18 protein-coding genes are annotated in these 20643 nt (G+C 61.1%); 6 read left to right on the top strand and 12 right to left on the bottom strand.

The window, feature by feature from the left end:
* Positions 1-32 precede the first annotated feature (32 nt).
* Together ACO08A_RS04715 and ftsH are read left to right on the top strand one after the other, a co-directional pair.
* On the top strand, positions 33-1718 hold the full coding sequence (locus ACO08A_RS04715) for an ABC transporter permease (protein ID WP_422040051.1): 1686 nt from the start codon (positions 33-35) through the stop codon (positions 1716-1718).
* An 88-nt stretch (positions 1719-1806) separates the two neighbouring features.
* Positions 1807-3633 carry an ATP-dependent zinc metalloprotease FtsH gene (ftsH, locus tag ACO08A_RS04720; RefSeq protein ID WP_422040052.1) on the top strand — a complete coding sequence of 609 codons (1827 nt, stop codon included), beginning with the start codon at positions 1807-1809 and terminating at the stop codon, positions 3631-3633.
* A gap of 107 nt (positions 3634-3740) precedes the next feature.
* Here ftsH and ACO08A_RS04725 read toward each other — a convergent pair whose 3' ends face one another.
* Both ACO08A_RS04725 and ACO08A_RS04730 read right to left on the bottom strand, forming a co-directional pair.
* A complete protein-coding gene (locus tag ACO08A_RS04725) occupies positions 3741-4367 on the bottom strand; it encodes a CoA transferase subunit B (RefSeq protein ID WP_422040053.1) in 627 nt (208 codons plus the stop codon).
* 12 nt (positions 4368-4379) lie between these two features.
* Entirely contained in the window at positions 4380-5075 is a 696-nt protein-coding gene (locus ACO08A_RS04730) for a CoA transferase subunit A (RefSeq protein ID WP_422040054.1), read from the bottom strand.
* 378 nt (positions 5076-5453) lie between these two features.
* On the opposite strand from ACO08A_RS04730, the gene ACO08A_RS04735 reads away from it, so the two are divergent.
* Entirely contained in the window at positions 5454-5699 is a 246-nt protein-coding gene (locus tag ACO08A_RS04735; protein ID WP_306141131.1) for a DUF6460 domain-containing protein, read from the top strand.
* 9 nt (positions 5700-5708) lie between these two features.
* Here the strand turns inward: ACO08A_RS04735 and ACO08A_RS04740 are convergent, their stop codons facing one another.
* The 5 genes from ACO08A_RS04740 to ACO08A_RS04760 form a co-directional block, all read right to left on the bottom strand.
* On the bottom strand, positions 5709-6533 hold the full coding sequence (locus ACO08A_RS04740) for an ABC transporter permease (protein WP_422040055.1): 825 nt from the start codon (positions 6531-6533) through the stop codon (positions 5709-5711).
* Positions 6530-7459: an ABC transporter permease subunit gene (locus ACO08A_RS04745; protein WP_422040056.1), complete on the bottom strand. Its 930-nt coding sequence runs from the start codon at positions 7457-7459 to the stop codon at positions 6530-6532. The genes ACO08A_RS04740 and ACO08A_RS04745 overlap by 4 nt, the downstream gene beginning before the upstream one ends.
* Before the next feature lie 9 nt (positions 7460-7468).
* Positions 7469-8611 carry an ABC transporter ATP-binding protein gene (locus ACO08A_RS04750; RefSeq protein ID WP_422041714.1) on the bottom strand — a complete coding sequence of 381 codons (1143 nt, stop codon included), beginning with the start codon at positions 8609-8611 and terminating at the stop codon, positions 7469-7471.
* Between the two features lie 95 nt (positions 8612-8706).
* A complete protein-coding gene (locus tag ACO08A_RS04755) occupies positions 8707-9801 on the bottom strand; it encodes a polyamine ABC transporter substrate-binding protein (protein WP_422040057.1) in 1095 nt (364 codons plus the stop codon).
* A gap of 149 nt (positions 9802-9950) precedes the next feature.
* Positions 9951-11339, bottom strand: coding sequence for a glutamine synthetase family protein (locus ACO08A_RS04760; RefSeq protein ID WP_422040058.1), 1389 nt, complete (start codon positions 11337-11339; stop codon positions 9951-9953).
* Between the two features lie 163 nt (positions 11340-11502).
* Between ACO08A_RS04760 and ACO08A_RS04765 the strand changes: the two genes are divergently transcribed.
* From ACO08A_RS04765 to ACO08A_RS04775, 3 genes are all read left to right on the top strand, one after another.
* Positions 11503-12216 carry a GntR family transcriptional regulator gene (locus ACO08A_RS04765; protein ID WP_422040059.1) on the top strand — a complete coding sequence of 238 codons (714 nt, stop codon included), beginning with the start codon at positions 11503-11505 and terminating at the stop codon, positions 12214-12216.
* A 143-nt stretch (positions 12217-12359) separates the two neighbouring features.
* Positions 12360-13766, top strand: a complete 1407-nt coding sequence (locus ACO08A_RS04770) for a glutamine synthetase family protein (protein WP_422040060.1) — start codon at positions 12360-12362, stop codon at positions 13764-13766.
* A gap of 29 nt (positions 13767-13795) precedes the next feature.
* A complete protein-coding gene (locus ACO08A_RS04775; RefSeq protein WP_422040061.1) occupies positions 13796-15190 on the top strand; it encodes an aspartate aminotransferase family protein in 1395 nt (464 codons plus the stop codon).
* 21 nt (positions 15191-15211) lie between these two features.
* Here ACO08A_RS04775 and ACO08A_RS04780 read toward each other — a convergent pair whose 3' ends face one another.
* The 5 genes from ACO08A_RS04780 to ACO08A_RS04800 all read right to left on the bottom strand — a co-directional run bounded on the left by ACO08A_RS04780 (position 15212) and on the right by ACO08A_RS04800 (position 20489).
* On the bottom strand, positions 15212-16228 hold the full coding sequence (locus tag ACO08A_RS04780) for a HupE/UreJ family protein (RefSeq protein ID WP_422040062.1): 1017 nt from the start codon (positions 16226-16228) through the stop codon (positions 15212-15214).
* Positions 16225-17064, bottom strand: a complete 840-nt coding sequence (locus ACO08A_RS04785) for a peptidyl-prolyl cis-trans isomerase (RefSeq protein ID WP_422040063.1) — start codon at positions 17062-17064, stop codon at positions 16225-16227. Before ACO08A_RS04785 ends, ACO08A_RS04780 begins: the two co-directional genes overlap by 4 nt.
* Before the next feature lie 28 nt (positions 17065-17092).
* Positions 17093-18211 (bottom strand): hypothetical protein, encoded by a 1119-nt coding sequence (locus ACO08A_RS04790; RefSeq protein ID WP_422040064.1) that lies wholly within the window; start codon positions 18209-18211, stop codon positions 17093-17095.
* Between the two features lie 27 nt (positions 18212-18238).
* Entirely contained in the window at positions 18239-18433 is a 195-nt protein-coding gene (locus ACO08A_RS04795) for a hypothetical protein (protein WP_421981504.1), read from the bottom strand.
* A gap of 127 nt (positions 18434-18560) precedes the next feature.
* The gene (locus ACO08A_RS04800; protein WP_422040065.1) at positions 18561-20489 is read right to left on the bottom strand and encodes a DUF3604 domain-containing protein; all 1929 of its coding nucleotides are present in this window, start codon (positions 20487-20489) and stop codon (positions 18561-18563) included.
* Positions 20490-20643 lie beyond the last annotated feature (154 nt).

The following is a 20643-nucleotide window of genomic DNA, read 5'->3' on the forward strand; positions in this document are numbered from 1 at the left end:
TCCGCGAGCCACCACGAACAAACAGATTATACTTGCTGCGCACCCCCTCGCTTACCCTGACCGACCGTTTCTGGCAGATCGCCGCGATCGCGATCACGGGGCTCGTGTTGCTGCCGATTGCTGCCATCGTCTGGATCGCGCTCAGTCCGACAGGTGATCTCTGGGGCCAGCTGCTGCGCACCGTTCTGCCCGGCTCGCTTCAGACCACCCTGTTGCTGATGGCAGGTGTGGGCGTCATTACGGCAGCCGTCGGCGTGGGCACCGCCTGGATCGTCACCATGTGTGCGTTTCCGGGCCGCAAGATCCTCGATTGGGCGCTCCTCGTTCCGCTCGCGGTCCCGACCTACATCGTCGCCTTCGCCTATATCGAGATCCTCGACTATACCGGCCCGGTCCAGAGCCTGATCCGGTCCCTCTTCGGATTCAAGACCTCACGCGAGTACTGGTTCCCGGAAATCAGGTCACTGGGGGGCGCCGTTTTCGTGATGAGCGCGGTCCTCTACCCATACGTCTACCTGACGGCGCGGGCGAGCTTCCTGATCCAGTCGGCGTCGATGCTGGATGTGTCGCGGACGCTCGGGGCGTCCCCCTACGGCCTTTTCTTCCGGATCGCGCTTCCCCTGGCCCGCCCGGCGATCGCCATCGGCGTGTCGCTTGCGCTGATGGAATGCCTCAACGATATCGGTGCGGTGACCTTCTTCGGCGTCAGAACGCTGACCTTCTCCGTCTATGATGTATGGCTGAACAGATCCAGTCTGAGTGGTGCGGCGCAGCTTGCCCTCGCCATGCTCGTGATGGTGCTGCTGCTCATCTGGCTGGAGCGGCTCGGGCGGAGCAGGCAACGTTTCGACGCGGGGGGCAGTTCTAAACAGCGGGCGCCGACACGTTTTACCCTGACGGGCTTCAGGGCCGGCCTGGTCTTTGCCGTCTGCTTTCTGCCGATCCTCTTCGGGTTCGTGATCCCCGGCCTGCTGCTTGCGGACCGTGCCAGCAGGCGCCTCGATACGCTGCTAACCCCAGGATTCCTCGAAACGGTCTGGAACAGCTTCAGCCTTGCCGCTATCGCCGCACTGATCACCGTCGTCATCTCCGTCGCGCTTGCCTATGCCCTGCGGATCAACAACAAGGGCCCGCTTAAAGCAGCCGTCAGGCTGGCATCGGTCGGCTATGCCATCCCCGGAACCGTGCTTGCGATCGGGATCCTGATCCCGCTGGCGACATTCGACAACGCGCTCGACGCCTGGATGCGCGACACCTTCGGCATCAAGACCGGGCTGCTTCTGCTCGGTAGCGGCACCGGTCTCGTCTACGCCTACGTGGTGCGCTTTCTCGCTGTTTCCTACGGCCAGGTCGAAGGCGGCTTCGGGCGGATCACGCCGCACCTGGACATGGCCGCAAGGACTCTGGGACGAAATAGCGGGCAGACCCTCACGCAGGTTCACATTCCGCTTCTGAAGCCGATCCTTTTGTCGGCGGCGCTGCTCAGCTTTGTCGATTGCATGAAGGAATTGCCCGCGACGATCCTGCTGCGCCCGTTCAATTTCGAAACGCTGGCCACGACCGTTTTCGAGGCGGCTTCGCGCGAAGCCTTCGAGGAAGCCGCTTTGCCGTCCCTCGCCATCGTTCTGGTCGGCCTGATCCCCGTGATCTACCTGGCCCGGTCGAGCGCGGCGTCGTTCCGCACGAAGATGTCGCAGCGGACGCAAGCCGCCGCCTGACGCCAGTGCGCGTCTGCACCTTGACAGGGTGAAACCAAATCGTCCCAATGGCGGCATCGGCCGCATCGCTTTCGAGACAGGTTTTTGCATGGAAAAGAAACATCAGATCAATCTCTGGTACGCCTTCATCGCCATGATGCTCGTGCTCATGTTCCAGAGCTGGTGGACCACCTACAAGACGGTCGAGGCGATCCCCTACAGCCAGTTCGAGACCTATCTCAAGGACAAGAAGATCGAGGAGATCTCGATCCGGGAAAACACCATCGAGGGGAAATTCAAGGAGCCCCTGAAGGACGGCAAACAGTATTTCGTGACGACGCGCGTCGATATCCCGCTCGCCGAGGAACTGACCAAATACGACGTCAAGTTCACCGGTGTGGTCCAGAGCACCTTCGTCCGGGACATCCTGTCCTGGGTGCTGCCCGTGCTGCTTTTCTTCGGCCTGTGGATGTTCTTCATCCGGCGCATTGCGGAAAAGCAGGGTATCGGCGGCATGATGACCGTCGGCAAGTCGAAGGCGAAGGTCTATGTGGAGACCGATGTCGACGTGCGCTTCGACAACGTGGCCGGTGTCGACGAAGCCAAGCGTGAACTGAAGGAAGTCGTCGATTTCCTGAAGGACCCGAAATCCTATGGGCGGCTCGGTGCACATGTGCCCAAGGGCATCCTGCTGGTCGGGCCTCCGGGAACCGGCAAGACCCTCCTGGCCCGGGCGGTCGCCGGTGAGGCAGCCGTGCCGTTCTTTTCGATATCCGGTTCGGAGTTCGTGGAAATGTTCGTCGGCGTGGGCGCGGCCCGCGTCCGCGATCTTTTCGAGCAGGCGCGCAAGTCGGCACCTGCAATCATCTTCATCGACGAACTGGACGCGCTTGGGCGAGCACGCTCCAGCGGCGCGATGGGAACCAATGACGAGAAGGAGCAGACGCTCAACCAGTTGCTGACCGAACTCGACGGCTTCGACCCTTCCAGCGGGATCATCCTGCTGGCCGCGACCAACCGCCCGGAAATCCTCGACCCTGCCCTGTTGCGCGCGGGCCGGTTTGACCGGCAGGTGCTTGTCGACCGGCCGGACAAGTCGGGACGCCTGGCGATCCTCGAAGTCCACATCAAGAAGATCAAGCTCGACCCCGCGACCGACCTTGACCAGATCGCGCAACTGACGGCCGGGTTTTCCGGCGCGGATCTTGCCACGCTCGTGAATGAAGCCGCACTCCTGGCAACACGCCGGCAGGCAGAGGCCGTGTCGCTGCAGGACTTCAACGAAGCCGTTGAGCGTGTCGTCGCGGGCCTGGAAAAGCGCAGCCGCATCCTGTCCGACAAGGAACGCAAGACCGTGGCCTTTCACGAAATGGGCCACGCGCTCGTCGCCGCCAACCTGGAAGGGTGCGACCCGGTGCACAAGATTTCGATCATTCCACGCGGCATCGGCGCGCTCGGCTACACGATGCAGCGCCCGACCGAGGACCGGTTTCTCCTGTCGACGCAGGATCTGGAAAACAGGATGGCCGTCCTGATGGGCGGACGGGCAGCAGAAGAAATCATCTTCGGCGAAATCTCGACCGGCGCTTCGGACGATCTGCAGAAGGTGACGGAAGTCGCCCGTGACATGGTCATGCGTTACGGCATGGAAGCCGGTCTCGGAAATCGCGCCTATGCCACGCAGCGCCAGAATTTCCTCGGCCAGCCCGCGGGCGATGTGGCGGAGGTTTCACCCGACACTCAGCGCGAGATCGACCTGGCGATCAAGGCGCGTGTCGAGACTGCCTTTGCGCGGGCAAAGGAACTCCTGAACGAACACCGGCAAGAGCTCGACGAGGGGGCTGGTCTTCTGCTGTCGAAGGAAACCCTCACCGATACTGACTTTCCAGCGATCCGCCCGATTGCCGAGCGCCGGGAAAGTCAGGCAGCGGAATAGCGCGGATCTGCAGCGGCGGCCTGCCGGACACACAAAAAACGCCCTCAACTCAGTTGAGGGCGTTTTCGTCTTTCCCATTGCGATCCAGCGGATCGCTCCGACGTCCGTCAGACGATCGTTGCCTGGGTCTTTTCCCTGACCTCTTCCAGGCTCACCTCAGGTGCCAGTTCGACAACCTTGAGACCGCCTTCGACAACGTCGAAGACGCCGTAGTTGGTGATGATGCGGTCGACGCATTTCACACCGGTCAGCGGCAGCGTGCATTCCTTCAGGAGCTTCGGGTCGCCCGCCTTGGAGGTGTGATCCATGATCACGACCACGCGCTTCACTCCGGCGACCAGATCCATGGCGCCGCCCATGCCCTTGACCATTTTTCCCGGGATCATCCAGTTGGCAAGATCACCGGTTTCGGCCACTTCCATGGCGCCCAGAATGGACAGATCGATGTGACCGCCGCGGATCATGCCGAAACTGTCGGCAGAGGAGAAGTAGCTCGTCTGCGGCAGCTCGGTGATCGTCTGTTTGCCGGCGTTGATGAGATCGGCGTCGACTTCGTCATCCGTCGGAAACGGACCCATGCCGAGCATGCCGTTTTCCGACTGGAGCGTCACGTGGACGCCGTCCGGGATGTAGTTGGACACCAGCGTGGGAATGCCGATGCCAAGGTTCACGTAGAACCCGTCTTCAAGTTCCTGCGCAGCGCGCTTTGCCATGTCATCACGAGTCCAGGCCATGATGTATCCTCCTCAGGCTGCGCGCGTCGTGCGCTTTTCAATGCGTTTTTCATGATCGCCGACGATGATGCGGTCGACGAAAATTCCGGCGGTGTGGATGTTGTCGGCATCGAGTTCACCGATCTCGACAAGCTCCTCGACCTCGACCACACAGACCTTGCCGGCGGTTGCCATCATCGGATTGAAGTTGCGCGCGGTTTTCCGGTAGATCAGGTTGCCTTCCTTGTCGGCTTTCCAGGCCTTCACGAGGGACACGTCGGACACAAGACCGGTTTCCATGATGTAGGTCTCGCCGTTGAAATCCTTGTGTTCCTTGCCTTCGGCGATCAGGGTGCCGACACCTGTCTTGGTGTAAAAACCCGGGATGCCGGCACCGCCTGCACGAATTCTTTCGGCAAGGGTTCCCTGCGGGTTGAATTCCAGCTCCAGTTCGCCGTTCAGGTATTGCTTTTCGAAGGTCGCATTCTCACCCACATAGGACGAGACCATCTTCTTGATCTGACGCGTCTGCAGGAGAAGGCCAAGGCCGAAGTCATCAACACCCGCATTGTTCGAAATCGCGGTGATGTCCTTCGCGCCGGATTCCCTGAGCGCAATGATCAAGTTCTCCGGAATGCCGCACAGGCCAAATCCGCCGGCCATCACAGTCATGCCGTCAAAGGTCAGCCCGTCCAGGGCGGCCTTTGCGTCCGGATATATTTTGTTCATGTTTCACTCCCAGTTGAGACCGCATGGTGCGTGACGCGCACATTCGCCGCTCGGTTCTTCCCGGTCAAGAGATCTTTGCCGCATTGCAGCGAAAAAGGAGAGGCACGCACAAACGGCGCACTTTCGCTCCTCTTTTTTGAGCTGCCGGGGTCCATTTTGCGGATGAAAATCGACACCGGCAGACCATTCTCTGCGTGTTTCAAACACGTTGCACCGCACCAGGACAAAGCCCGGCGGGTCTGCAACGCCGATCGTTTTCAGCCGTGTTCATGGTTTTTAAAGTCTTAAGATGAAAAATCATCGTGCCGACGCGAGACGCAGAAGACCGGTTCGTGTCGCCCTATCGCCATCGATGAGCACCGAGAGACCCCAGGCGCCGTGTATCCATTCTGGTCGACACTTTTCAGGATCGCAGTGTTTTCCCTGCTCGTGGGTGCAGGGCTGTCCTTCGTCAATGTCTCGGCGGAGGACATTCTCGGATCCGTCGGTCTCAGCCCGCTGGAACTCTGGATCTACATGATCGAGTTCAAGGACTGGGCCGTCCCGAACATGATCCTCGGCGCCTTCATCGTGGTCCCCGTCTGGCTGGTGCTCTACCTGATCCGCCCGCCGCGCGCCGGTTGACGCCTCACGTCAGTTGTCCGCACCAAAGGCTGCCCTTTCATCGCGTTCACGCTGGATCTGCTGGCGCTTGGTGGCCAGTGAAGCCGCAATCACGCCGATGGTCACGAACGCCACCAGGATCGTGCAGACGGCGTTGATCTCAGGTGTCACACCGAGGCGCACCTGGGAGTAGATCTTCATCGGCAGCGTCGTAGCGCCCGGCCCGGTGGTGAAGCTTGCAATCACCAGATCGTCCAGCGACAGCGTGAAGGCCAGCATCCAGCCGGCAATGACGCCCGGCAGGATGATCGGCAGCGTGATCAGGAAGAACGTCTTGACCGGCGGGCAGCCGAGGTCTTCCGCCGCCTCTTCAACGGACTTGTCGAAGCCGACCAGGCGGGACTGCACGACGACCGCCACGTAGCACATGGCAAAGGTCGTGTGCGCCAGCATGACCGTCCAGAAACCACGCGCCGTGTCCATGGCCACGAACAGCAGCAGCAGCGACAGGCCGAGGATGACCTCCGGCATGACCAGCGGCGCGAAGATCATGCCCGAAAACAGCGAGCGGCCGATGAACCGGCCGGACCGCACGAGTACCAGAGCCGCCAGCGTGCCGAGCACGGTCGCGATCGACGCCGACGTGAAGGCGACGCGCAGGGTGACCCAGGCCGCGTCGAGCAGCTGGTCGTTCTGCAGCAGCGAGGCGTACCACTTGGTCGAGAACCCGCCCCAGACCGTGACCAGCCGGCTCTCGTTGAAGGAATAGATCACCAGCAGCACGATCGGCAGGTACAGGAACGAAAAGCCGAGGACCAGCGAGGTGATGTTGAACCAGGTCGGGCCGCGCGTCATCCGTCTTTCTCCGACATTTTCTGTTGCTGGTTCTGGAACAGCACGATCGGGATGACGAGGATCAGAAGCAGGATCACCGCAACCGCCGAGGAGACCGGCCAGTCCCGGTTGTTGAAGAATTCGACCCAGAGCGTCTTGCCGATCATGAGCGTGTTCGAGCCGCCGAGAAGGTCCGGGATGACGAATTCCCCAACGGCGGGAATGAACACCAGGAAGCAGCCGGCGATGATGCCGGGGAGCGACAGCGGCACCGTGATCTTCCAGAAGGCCTTCCAGGCCGGGCAGCCGAGGTCCTCGGCTGCCTCCAGCAGGGTACCGTCGAGCCTTTCAAGGCTGGCGTAGAGCGGCAGTACGAGGAACGGCAGGTAGGAATACACGATCCCGACATAGACGGCGGCATTGGTGTTCAGGATCACCAGCGGTTCGCTGATCAGGCCCAGAGACAAGAGCAGCTGGTTCAGCAGGCCCTCGTTCTTCAGGATGCCGATCCAGGCGTAGACGCGGATCAGGAAGCTCGTCCAGAACGGCAGGATCACCAGCATCAGCAGCGTCGGCCGCCAGGACTGGGGACTGCGTGCCATGCCGTAGGCGATCGGATACCCGATCAGAAGCGTCAGGAAAGTCGAGACGGCGGCAATGGAGACCGACGAGACATAGGACTTCCAGTAAAGGGCGTCCTCCGTCAGCCATACGTAGTTCTCGAACGAAAACTCGGCGAAGCTCTCGGTGAAGGCCTGCCATCCTTCCGACAGATCGAAGGTGGGCACGTAGGGCGGGATCGCGATCGCCGTCTGGGACAGCGAAATCTTCATGACGATCAGGAAAGGCGCCAGGAAAAACAGAAACAGCCAGAAGTAGGGAACGGCGATCAGCAGCCATCCCCCGAGGCTTTTCTTGACCGGAGCGGCGACGTTGTCATCTGCCATACTGCCCTCCTATCGCGTCAGGATCACGCCGGCGTCCCGGTCGAAGGTCAGGACGACATTGTCGTCCCAGTTGATCGGGTTCTCGACCATGCGGGAGATGTTGGCGAAGGTTGCCCGGATGGTGTCGTGATCATCCTCGCCCACCTTGGCATGGATGATCGATACATCCCCGAGATAGGCGATGTCCCAGACGATGCCGCCGATCTGGTTGACGACACCGGGTTCCGTCTCGCCGTGCGCAATGCGGACCTTCTCCGGCCGAATGGCATACCAGACCGTGTCGCCGACAGTCGCCTCCGTCTCCTGGTCGCACTCTATGGCAAAGCCGTCGACGACGGAGACCAGCCGGGTCAGCGATCCGTTTTTCTCCGCAACCTTGGCCTCGATCAGATTGATGTCGCCGATGAAATCCGCGACGAATTTCGAGTTGGGTGCCTCGTAGATCTCCGAGGGCGTGGCCACCTGCACCAGTTCCCCCTTGTCCATCACCGCAATGCGGTCCGCGACGGTCATGGCTTCTTCCTGATCGTGGGTGACGATCAGGAAAGTCATCTTGAGATCTTCCTGGAGCCCCATCAGCTCGAACTGGGTCTCCTCGCGCAGCTTCCGGTCGAGGGCACCGAGCGGTTCGTCGAGCAGCAGAACCTTGGGGCGTTTTGCCAGCGAGCGTGCGAGCGCCACGCGCTGCCGCTGTCCGCCGGACAGCTGGTGCGGCTTGCGCTTGGCGAACTGCTCCAGCTTGGTCAGGCGCAGCATCTCCGCGACACGCGCCTCGATCTCCCCAGCCGGCATGCTGTCCTGCTTCAGTCCGAAGGCAATGTTCTTTTCCACATTCATGTGCGGAAACAGAGCGTAGGACTGGAACATCATGTTGGAGGGACGCCGGTAGGGCGGGATTCCGGCCAGGTCCTGGCCGTCGAGAAAGATCTGTCCCGAGGTCGGTGTCTCGAACCCGGCGAGCATGCGCATCAGCGTGGTCTTGCCGCAGCCGGATCCCCCGAGAAGGGCGAAGAATTCCTTTTCGTAAATCTTCAGGGACAGGTTGTTCACGGCCGTGAAGTCACCGAACTTCTTGGTGACGTTCCGAAATTCGATGAAGGGCGGATGATCCGGGCTTTCCCACGGACTGAACTCCCTGCGCACCGGTCCCATCGATTTTTTCGCCACGACAATCCCTCACCCCTAAGAGACTTGAACAAAACAAAAAACCAGGCCCGGTTGGTGGGGCCTGGTTTCTTTTCGTCACATCACTGACCGCTTTTCACCGATGTCCAGGTGCGGGTCACGATCCGTTGCACCTTCGGCGGATAAGGGGTGGTGGTGTAAAGGTTGCTCACCGTTTCCTCGTCCGGGTAGATCGCCGTGTCGCCGATCACGTCTTCATTGAGGAGCTCCTTGGATGCCTCGTTGCCATTGGCGTAGTAGACATAGTTGGAGGCCTTTGCCATGACGTCGGGCCGCATGATGTAGTTGAGGAACTCATGCGCCTCTTCCATGTTCGGCGCGTCGGCGGGGATCGCCATCTGGTCGAACCACATCTGGGCGCCCTCTTTCGGGATCACGTATTCCACGGTCACGCCATTGTCGGCTTCCGCCGCGCGGTCGCGTGCCTGCAGAACATCACCGGACCAGCCGACAGCCACGCAGATGTCGCCATTGGCAAGCGCGTTGATGTACTCGGAAGAATGGTACTTCTGGATGCTCGGGCGGATGGACTTCAGAAGCTCGCCCGCCTGCTCGATCTCGCCGCGGTCCTTGCTGTCCGGATCCAGTCCGAGATAGTTCAGCGCGGCCGGGATCATTTCCGTCGGAGCGTCCAGCATGAACACGCCGCAATCCTTGAGCTTTTCGATGTTCTCAGGCTTGAACAGAAGGTCCCAGCTGTCGACCGGCGCATCTTCGCCGAGAGCTTCCTTCACCTTCTCGACATTATAGCCGATGCCGGTCGTGCCCCACATGTAGTTGATGGAGTAGGCATTGCCCGGGTCGTATTTCTCGACGCGCTGCTCGATGTCCTTCCACATGTTCGACAGGTTGGACAGTTTGGACTTGTCGAGTTCCGTAAACGCGCCTGCCTGGATCTGGCGGGCCAGGAAGGTGCCGGTCGGAACGACGACGTCGTAGCCCGTACCACCTGCCAGAAGCTTGGTTTCCAGGACCTCGTTGCTGTCAAAGACGTCATAGACGACCTTGATACCGGTTTCCTTGGTAAAGTCTTCCAGGATCGATTCATCAATATAGTCGGACCAGTTATAGACATTCACGGTCCGGTCCTGGGCGTTGGCGATGCCGCTCAAAAGACTGAGGGCGGCGACCCCCGTCAACAAAGTCTTCACAGTCATTTAGAACTCCCCTTCAGAGTTTCAGCGATGGCCGTTTTCGGCCTTGTTCCTGATTGTAAACGGACATTTCCGTTTCGTTCATTGTTCTCGTTTGAACATTGGCGACGCGCCGGTTGTTTGTCCAGCGTCGATTTTGGGCACCAGATGCATCAAAGATAGGTTTGCCGTTCGAGCGACGAAATCTCCCGCCCGAATTCGTTCAGTTCCTCCCGCTTGATCTCCGTCAGCACCTTGTGCATTTCGGCCCCAACGGCCCGTTTCATCAGTTTCGAAGCCTCGAAGGCATCAATGGCCTCGTCCATCCAGGGCGTCAGCCGTTTCTTCCGTTTTTCGTAGGCATTGCCGGTGACCGGTGCCGGCGGTTCCTTTTTCTGCTCGAGCCCTTCCAGCATGCCCGCCAGAATTCCCGTGAGCACGAGGTAGGGGTTGGCATCCGCGCCGGCGATGCGGTGTTCCACGCGCGCGGCTTCCGGGCTGGAGGCGGGCACGCGCAGCGCGACGGACCTGTTGTCGTAGCCCCAGCAGATCGAGGCGGGTGCATAGGACCCGGGCTGCATCCGACGGAACCCGTTGAAGGTCGAGATGAACAGAAGCAGCGCCTCCGGCATGGTCTTCAACAGGCCGTTGATGGCGTAACCGAGGCGCTCTGGCCCCTTGTCGGGGTCCGCAAAGAGATTGCCGTTTTCATCTTCCATCGAGACATGCACATGCATGCCGTTGCCCGGCCATTCCACGAAGGGTTTGGCCATGAAAGAGGCCTTGAGTTCGTGCTTGCGGGCAACGCCGGCGACCAGGCGGCGCAGCAGGACCACGTCGTCGGCGGCCAGCAGCGGGTTGCGTCGGTGATGCAGGTTCAATTCGAACTGGCCAGGCGCGGCTTCGGACACCGCGGCGTCAGCCGGAATGCCCTGCGCTTCACAGGCCTTGCGCAGGTCATCGACCACCGGCAGAAGCGCCTCCAGATCAGACAGCGCATACATGTTCTGGCGTGCCGGGCCGAGATGGGTCGAAAACAGCGGCTTGGGCTGCTCGGTCCAGTCGCCGTCGCTTTCCTCGAACAGGTAGAACTCCAGCTCGAAGGCGCAGGTTGCGGTGACGCCGAACTCGGACTTCAGACGCTCGACCATGTTTTCCAGAACGTGGCGCGGGTCCGCCAGAAACGGCTCTCCGTCGCGGTCATACATGGAAAGAAGCACCTGCGCCGTCTTGCGTTCGGTCCAGGGCACCAGCTTGAGACTTTCCGGGATCGGCCAGCAGACGCCGTCCTTGTCACCCGTTTCCAGATGCATGCCGGTGGCTTCCACCTCACGTCCCCAGACGTCGAGACCGAACAGCGAATAGGGAAAGGCGACGCCCTGTTCGAAGACCTTTTTCAGGGCCTTGCCTGGCAGCCACTTGCCGCGCAGAACACCATTGGTGTCCGGCAAGACAACTTCGAGCGTGTCGAGATCGGAATGTTCAGCCAGAAAGGCGTCAAAATCCACCTTCCATCCGGGCTCCGCCGGATGTTCCAGTATCTGGTGGGGTAGTTCGTTCATCTAGCGCGCTTGTCGCCCCTGGGTTCAGCCGAGTTGCCCGGTCCCATCGTTTCACCCGGCTCTCAGCTTTCGTTTGCGTCCTTGCCAAAAATGTGATCACTTTCTGTGAGCCTGTCAAGGCGGATCGCTTGTGTTGAGAATTTGTAATGGTTGGGAGACCCTGTTGGCGGCCCGGTATTCTGCTCTGACAAACAGCCCGACGGGCAATGACACCGAGGCCCCTTCGACGCGCGGGGCAACACGCGGACAGGTGGACGCCGCGATCCGTTCCGGCCTGCTGACCGGGCAGTTCATTCCGGGAAAGGCCGTCACGATCCGCGGACTTGCCTCGGAACTCGGCGTCAGTCCGATGCCGGTGCGCGAAGTTCTCCAGAGGCTCGCGGCCGAAAACGCGCTGGAAGTGAAAAGCAACGGCCGCGTCCAGGTGCCGGACATGACGCCGGAGCGGTTTGACGAAGTCTTGAAAGCCAGGCTTCTGCTGGAGCCTGAACTCGCCGAACGCGCACTGTTCAGTCTGACAAAGCAGGACGTCAAGACACTCACCAGGATCGACGACGAGATCGACGCCTGTATCGTCAGCGGTGACGCGGAAGCCTACATGCAACTCAACCACGCCTTCCACTTTCACATCTACGCGGCGTCAGGTTCTCAGGTCCTGCTTCCGCTCATCGACAGTCTCTGGCTTCAGTTCGCTCCGTTCATGCGCACGGTCTACGGGCGCGTGGGCACGGTCAATCTCGTGGATCAGCACAAGGAAGCCATCCGCGCGATCGAGCAGAAGGATGCGTCGGCGCTGCGAGCTGCCATCTCCGGCGACATCACCGACGGGATGGGGCTGCTCGGCAAGGAAATCCTCCAGAACACGACAAGTGGTTGATCCGGCCTGCAGTCCGTGTCATTTTGTGATCACAAAATAGCCACGCCGTTGCAAACGGGACCTCAGCCAGCGTCCACTTTGCCGGTGTGAAAGTCCCGACCCAGGCCAACCTGCCAGACCTTGAAAAGACCCCGGAGCCTCTCGTGAGTGATCAGACGCCGACCAACACCCGTCCCAATGCAGCCGAGAGTTTGCGCGGCGTGCCAGACGGCGATGCGGCGCGCGAGTGGCTGCATGCGCGCAACATCGAGGATATCGAGTGCATCGTTCCCGATATCGCGGGCGTTGCGCGCGGAAAGATGATGCCGGTGGAGAAGTTCTTCTCCGGGCCCGTGATGACCATGCCCGCGTCCATCTTCGCGCAGACGATTTCCGGCGACTATCCGGACGACGACGACCGTTTCCAGCACAATCCGACCGACGGCGATCTCTATTTCCGGGCGGATTACAGCACGCTGACCTCGGTCCCGTGGGAGAGCGATCCGACCGCCCAGCTCATCCACGACGCCTATACGCGCCAGGGTGCCCCGGTCGAGACTGCGCCCCGCAACGTTCTGAAACGCATTTTGAAGCTTTACGAAGACAAGGGCTGGAAACCGGTCATCGCACCTGAAATCGAGTTTTACCTGGTGCGGCCGAACACCGATCCGGACTACCCGCTCGAACCACCGACGGGCCGCTCGGGCCGCCCCGAAGTCGGACGCCAGTCCTATTCCATTTCCGCCCTGAACGAGTTCGACGAACTCATCGACGATATCTACGACCTGTCCGAACAACAGGGTCTGGAGATCGACACGCTGATCCACGAGGAAGGCGCCGCGCAGATGGAAATCAACCTGCGTCACGGCAATCCGCTCGCCCTCGCCGACCAGGTCTTCCTGTTCAAGCGCACGATCCGTGAAGCCGCCCTCCGGCACGACATGTACGCTACCTTCATGTCCAAGCCGATGTCGCACCAGCCGGGCTCGGCGATGCATATCCACCAGTCGGTGATCGACATGGAAACGGGGCAGAACATCTTCGCCGGCGAAAACGGTGAAGAGACCCCGGCGTTCCTGTCCTTCATCGCCGGGCATCAGGTCTACCTGCCCAAAGTGACCTGCATAATGGCACCTTTCGTGAACTCCTACCGCCGGTTTTCCAAGACATCGACATCGCCGGTGAATGTCTACTGGGGTTACGACAACAGGACCGTCGGCCTGCGGGTTCCCTATTCCAGTCCGGAGGCACGGCGGCTGGAGAACCGCATTCCGGGATCCGACGCCAATCCCTATCTCTCGATCGCCGCCAGCCTTGCCTGCGGATATCTCGGCATCGTCAACGAACTCAAACCGGACGCGCCTCGGAGCGATGACTGCACGGAGCTTGCCAAATCGCTGCCGCGCGGCCTGCCGGAAGCGGTTGCCCAGTTCGAGACTTCCGAAGAGATGATCGAGGTGTTCGGCGAGACCTTCGTCGCCACGTACCGCGCGATCAAATACGAAGAATTCGAAACCTTCATGTCCGTGATCAGCGCCTGGGAGCGGGAATATCTCCTGCTCAACGTCTGATCCGTTCCCCACTTTCCGGAGTTCATGCCATGACGGCCCATTCCAACATCTACCCGACAAAGGCCCTGCAGGAGATCGATGCCGCCCATCATTGGCACCCGTTCTCGGACATGAAGTCCCTGAACGCGGAAGGCAGCCGCATCGTCACGTCGGCCAATGGCGTCTGGATCACGGATTCCGACGGCAAGAAGATCCTCGACGGAATGGCAGGCCTGTGGTGCGTCCAGGTCGGCCACGGGCGGACCGAGATCGCCGATGCCGTCTATCGCCAGATGAACGAGCTTGCCTATTACAACACGTTCTTCAAGACGACGCACCCGCCGGCGATCGCGCTGTCGGAAAAGCTGGCGCGGCTCGCGCCCGACCACATCAACACCGTCTTCTATTGCTCGTCGGGTTCGGAAGCCAATGACACGGTTTTCCGCATGGTCCGCACGTACTGGGACAAGATGGGCAAGCCGGACAAGAAGGTGATCATCGGCCGCTGGAACGGCTATCACGGATCGACCCTTGCCGGTACGAGCCTGGGCGGCATGAAGGCGATGCATGCACAGGGCGACCTGCCGGTGGCGGGCGTCCATCACATCGACCAGCCCTACTGGTTCGGCGAAGGCCAGGACATGAGCCCGGAGGACTTCGGGCGCCAAGCGGCGCGCAAGCTGGAAGAGGCGATCGACGAAATCGGCGAGGACAATGTCGGCGCGTTCATCGCGGAACCGATCCAGGGCGCAGGCGGCGTAATCATTCCGCCGGACAGCTACTGGCCGGAAGTGCGCCGGATCCTGGACGAACGCGAGATCCTGTTTGTCTCCGACGAGGTCATCTGCGGCTTCGGACGCCTTGGTGAGTGGTTCGGATCTACCTATTTCGGCATGAAACCGGACCTGATGCCGATCGCGAAGGGCCTCACGTCCGGGTACCTGCCGATGGGCGGCGTTCTCGTGTCCGACCGCGTCGCGGAAGGTCTGATGAATGCGGGCGACGATTTCAACCACGGCTACACCTATTCCGGCCATCCGGTCTGTGCGGCAGCCGCCCTTGCCAATCTTGAAATCATCGAACGCGAGGGCCTCGTTGAGCGCGTAAAGTCAGATATCGGACCCTATCTTCAGGAGCGCTGGCGCAGGCTTGGCGAGCATCCGCTTGTCGGTGAAGCCCGCATGACCGGACTGATGGGCGCCCTGGAACTCGTGCCGGACAAGACCGATCTGAAAAAGGCGTTCCCGGACGTGGGCACGGTCGGCACGATCTGCCGCGACATCTCGTTCCAGAACGGCATGGTGATGCGCGCTGTCCGCGACAGCATGATCATTTCGCCGCCTCTGGTGCTCAGCCACGAGGAAGCCGACGTCCTCGTCAAGACGGCGGAAAAGACCCTTGATGATACCTATCAGGCCCTGAAGAAGGATGGCTGGCTCTCCTGAGCCAGCTTTGCGGCAGTGCGGTCAAGCAGGTCCGAAGGACATGATTCGCTCGATCAGCCAGAAGCTTGAGAGACTGCCGATCGCGTAGGCCATCATCAGGCTGACAGGCCGGTAGGCCAGCAGCGGCCCTTTCAGGAGCAGTCTGGAAATCAGCGTCAGCACGGCCAGGGCCGCCACGACGAATGCAAGCTGGCCTGCTTCCACACCGACATTGAAGGCAAGCAGGGCGAGCGGGATGTCCGACTGCGGCAGCCCGATCTCCTTCAAGGCGCCCGCGAAACCGAGGCCGTGCAGGAGACCGAAGGCAAAGGTCACCAGCCAGGGAGCCGATTGGGACAGCCGTGCCCGGCCATCGCCGCTGAGCGCGATTTCGCTCGCCAGGAAGACGATCGACAGGGCAATCACCGCCTCGACCGGCGCGGGCGGCAAGGCAATCCAGCCGAGCGTCGCCGCCGCAAGCGTCAGGCTGTGCGCGACGGTGAACGCGGTCACGGCACCGACCATTCGCCAGAAGTCACGGATAAGCACCAGCAACGCAAACAGGAACAACAGGTGGTCCCATCCTTCGAGGATGTGCTCGAAACCGAGGCCGACATAGGCGGTAAAGACGTCAAGCGAACTCGGATTTGCGGGCACGATCGCGGCGGGTTCGGCGGCAGTCAGGCGAAGCGAGACCGTCGTGCTTTCCATGGGCGAAATCCGCACGAGAACATCCGTCCGGGTTTTCTCAAGCCCCGGAATGGATACGGTGCCGCCTGCGAATGGCCCATCGCAAACAGCGGTCCACCATGCCTCCCAGGCCCCTTCCCGCGCGGTTGCGAGAGGTCCCGTCTGCGGCGCACATCCGGCGGGAAGCGACAGATCAATCGGCATGGGCCGCCCGGAGACGTCGGGTTTGCGCCAATAGACCTGCCAGGTGTTGTCACCAACCTGTTCCAGCGACGCGTAGCCGGGCTGGAGGGCATGGCCGTAGGCAGCATCTTGCGCGCCGAGGCAAGCGAAAAACAGAGAAAGGACCAGGGAGATCCGCCGGATCATCGTTCAGCCTCCGGCAGGACAACACGATACCGTTGCCGCATGGCTTCAAGCGCGTCCGCCCTGATGTCCTGGGCCCTCTTCTGCGTCCAGTCGGTCACGACATCTTCCCTGACGGTGTCGAAGGAAAGCAGTTCCGGCGGCTGGTACTCGGTGACGCGCACCAGATGCGCGCCATATCCGGATTTGACCGGACCCTGCCACCCGTTGCGCGGCAGCCCCTCCAACCGTTCGAAAGCCCCCTCGCCGAGGAGACCCTCGATCCGCGCCTTATCGGAAAGGCGCACCCGGAACGGCAACAGCGTGCGTTTGCCCAGCCGTTCCGGGTTCGCGCCTGTGCGCAGGCTCTCCCGGAGTTCGTCAACGAGTTCTTCATCCACGGCCGGACCGAGAAAAACCTGTTCAAAGGCGATGCGTCCGGGCCGGCGGTAATAGGCCTCGTTGGCCGCGTAGAAGTCCTTCAGATCCTGTTCCGCCGGTTGCTGCGAACGGGCGGCGGAAGTCGCCAGGAAGTCCATTTTCTGCGCAAGGCGACGGCGAATGACCGTATCTCCCTGGTCCAGACCCAGCCGGAGCGCTTCGCGAACCAGGATTTCCTCGCGGATGTATCCGTCGATAAGCGCCTCTTTCTCCTCAGGCCCCGGTGGGCGCTGCCATGTGGCGTGGTATTCCTCAATCAGCCGATCAAGCTGCTGCTGCGTCACAATAATGTCTTCACCTGGCTGTTCGGGCTCGGTCTCCGAGCCCGGTGCAACAAGGCCATAGGCGGCGAAGATGAGCGCGCCAAGCAGCATAAAGTGCAGCAGCGGCTGACGAAAGAACTGACGAAGACCGGACATCACTGAACTTTCACCAACCCCATCTGTCTCATTGCACCGGCGATTTGCCCGATTCCGTTTGTCTGTGGTTCACGCGCGCCTGCGCAACATAGGCCGCCACGACCAGCTTGCCGCCCGATGACAGGTTTCCGCCGGTTTCAAGGAAGGCCTCGAGGCTGGCGCCGAACGCCCAGTTCCGCCTTTGCGAAAACTGCCGGGCGATCAGAACGGACCCGCCCGGTCGATTTCCGGCAAATTCGGTCAGGACATCGAACACCGCTTCCCGGATGGCGGGCGAACCGGCACCGTGATGTATCGCCATTGCCTCGACGATGGATTCCAGCTTTTCCAATGGCTGCCCGGGGTCGGTCAGAAACGGTTCGAGCCTGGCAATTCCGTTTACGCCTTCCTGTTCTATCAGCGCTGTCGCGAACGGTCCCAAGTGTTCCGCCCATTGCCAATCGAGGGAGCGGTCGACAAAGTCGCGGATGAAAGCTTGCGCTTCGGCCGACCTGTGCAGCCCAAGAAGAAGGGCGACAATGGGCCGGTAGGCATAGGCCTCGCGCGAGCGCAGCAGGTCCGTCAGATACGCGACCGGAACCTGTGGGTTTAGCCGGCGAAGGAGCGCATAGGGTGCGCGGTCGATCTCAAGCAGGGCCAGCTTGCTCAGCTCGGGATCCGGATGTCCGAGATATGCCGAAAAACGCTCGATCCGTTCAGGATGGTAGTCCTGGTCGCGCCATGCCCGCGCTTTGGCAACAACCTCGTCGAGCGCCGTCCGATAGTCTTCCTTCACATAGGCGATCCGGACCCAGGACCCGGTCGCGTTCAGCCCGAAAAGAACGGTGTCATTCCGGTTTTGAACCAGCTTCGCACGCGTGGCGCTGTCGATCAGAAACGGTGGGGCCTCTATTCCGGCATCCCCGCGCAAAACCTGCGTGACCTTGTAGGAAAACCGGTTTTCAGGATCGGGCCGTGCAAGCACCGCAGCCTGTCCGGTCAATACCCAGTCCACCGCCGTCCGGGCCGGAACGTAATTGTGGAAGGAGCATGCAGCGGCGCTGCCCGCCCAGAAGACCGCGACCCACGTGGCTGCCACGCAGTTGAACAGGACCGACCCTCTTTCAAATCGCCGAAGCGGACGAAATCGCATGATCGCGTGGCGCATTCAGGTCACCTTCGTGGGCTGGCCGACTCACGGCCCTTTTTTCTTGACGCTGTCCAGAAACACCAGCGCGAGGTTGAAGACGCCGAAAACAAGGATGGCACCGAAGACGAGGACACCGAGCTGCTTCGTCCCCATTCCGACCGGAAGATTGAACGCCATCACGATCATGCCGAACAGCGCCAGGAGCATGATCACCGGGAAAATCGTGTCTTTGAGTTTCATGCAGGGGCTCTCCTGTCTGTGACCGGGTCTGGCGGGGTCGAAACGGCCCAGCCGGTCTCATCATACCCCGAGCAAAATGCGCCGCAACGACATGCCTCAAGGAGAGCCCGGCCCGCCTTCTGCATGATCACGATTCCGGCGTGAACCAGATCGGAGAGGTGTAGGCCCGTTCCTGCTGCGCCGTCGGTGCGCCTTCGGGGATGCCGACACCGTAGCGGAATGCATCATAGACGTACCAGGGCGGTGTCGGGATCTCCAGGACACGCGCATAGTAGAAGGCGCGCTCGGCCGGATCGAAATCCGGATCGGTCCAGATCGTCGCCAATTCCGAGGCCCCGATCGAGTTGGTCCAGCTTGCGCTCGCGACGTCGACGGTGTTGCCGACGGCAGGCAGCTTGCCGTCGCTTCCCGGCTGGCGGCCATCGGACCAAGCCACGTCATAGACCTTTTCCTGCGTGTTGCCGTCGGCATCCAGCCAGCCTTTGACGATCTGGATCCGGTCGAGGTTCGCCCCGACCGCGTCGCGCAGCGCGTAGACCATGAAGGACGGTGCCTCGGCCGCGTCCGGTTTCGGCATCAGGTCGCCGCCCATGGGCACGCCCTTGCGATATCCGAGCAAGGCCGGATTGCGGGTCTGCATGTCCTGGTCGGTGAATTCCCAGCCGCCGAACAAACGCACCATGATGCGCGGGCCGGTCGTCGCATAGACTTCCTTGCGCTGCATCGCGTCGAAAATGGATTCGCGCGTGTTCTCTTCCGCCCACACGCCCGTAATGCCGGACGATACCATCTGCCAGGCAAAAAGCTCCCCGTTCTCGGTCTTCACGAACGGATGGGTCAGCCGCTCCGGCGAGGGTTCGTAACCGGTGTGCTTGCCGAAGAAGTTTTCCTCCTCGAACGTTGCCAGTCCCGTGTGACTGTCGGTGGCGCCGGAAAAGCCGAACTTGTAAGGGTTCGTGCCGAATTTTTCCTCCAGCAGGAAGCCGTTCTTGAGTGCTTCGCGCGCGTATTCGCCCGCAAGCATGTCGTTGGTCTTGGCGGTGGTCAGGTCGAGATTGCCGGCATCCCAGTTGTAGTAGTCCGCAAACTCGTCATTCGGGGACAGGAACGGATGCGCCTCACCATCCCCCTTGATCTGGGTGATCTCGTAAAGCGGTTCCCACTTGGCGCGCTTTTCAACATAGTCCTGGTCCAGCGCCTTGCCCGTGAATTGCTTGTCGATCGGGAACATGACGCCGTTGGAGAGGTTGCCGTTATGCGCCAGCGCAAGCACGGCACCATTGGTCCTGTCCTCGTAAGTCTGCATCCACTCGTAGAGGTCGAGCGGATCGGGGCTTCCGAAGGGCGGGGTCATGGTGAAGGGCACGACCTGCCCGGCCCTTTCCGCGCCATCGCGGAAAATCACGTTGCGGTGCAGGTTGTTGCCCTTGTCGAGCGACGTCCATTCGAACCCGATCAGTGCCGTGAACCGCCCCGGTTCGTTGAAGGCGTCCGCCGTTCTGACATTGTCCGACCAGATTGATGCGAACCGGCGCGCGCCCGGCTGGTACTGGGCGAAAAGCTCCGGGTTGACTTGCCCCTGGCTGAACTGCGTGATCAGGTCGATCGTCGCGGCCACCGCTTCCTGTCCGCCGGCCCTGTAGCCCTCCGACCACTTTCGGCCCTGCTCGTATTTGGTCACGCCGGGAGCGGCATCCAGAATGTCGGTGATCAGCCCCATCCCGTCCGAGTGTTCGGTAATCACGAGCCAGTCCAGAGGCCTGTAAAGGCGCACAGGCTGCCCGGACGACGCGGTGATTTCCTCGCCGCGCGCGAAGCGCCACGCCTGTTCTTGCGTCAGCCTCGCACCGAACCCGCCCGCATCCATGGACTGTCCGGTATGCAGATGCGTGTCGCCCCACAGCGGATGCTCCGGAAAGTTGCGGCCCGCATATGGCGAATAGGCTTCGCCGGGGTAAACGTCCTGGAGCTGGTCCTCGTTGACGTCGAACTCCTGCGCCGAGGGCACTGAAGCCACGGAAAAGCAGGCCAGAATTGCAAGGGTAGCGGTACGCATCAAAGTTCTCCCACAAAGAACGCCGCGGAAAGTAATGCATATTCCTTGGGGCTGGAGAACCTTGCCAATTTTAGCGATGTAATTGAGTAACATCGCTTTTTTCGTTTTTGCTGGCCAGATTTCCCTCGCCATGCCCCACGCAATTTTCTTAATT

This window comes from Roseibium sp. (assembly GCF_965232425.1).
In the GTDB taxonomy this organism is placed as follows: domain Bacteria; phylum Pseudomonadota; class Alphaproteobacteria; order Rhizobiales; family Stappiaceae; genus Roseibium.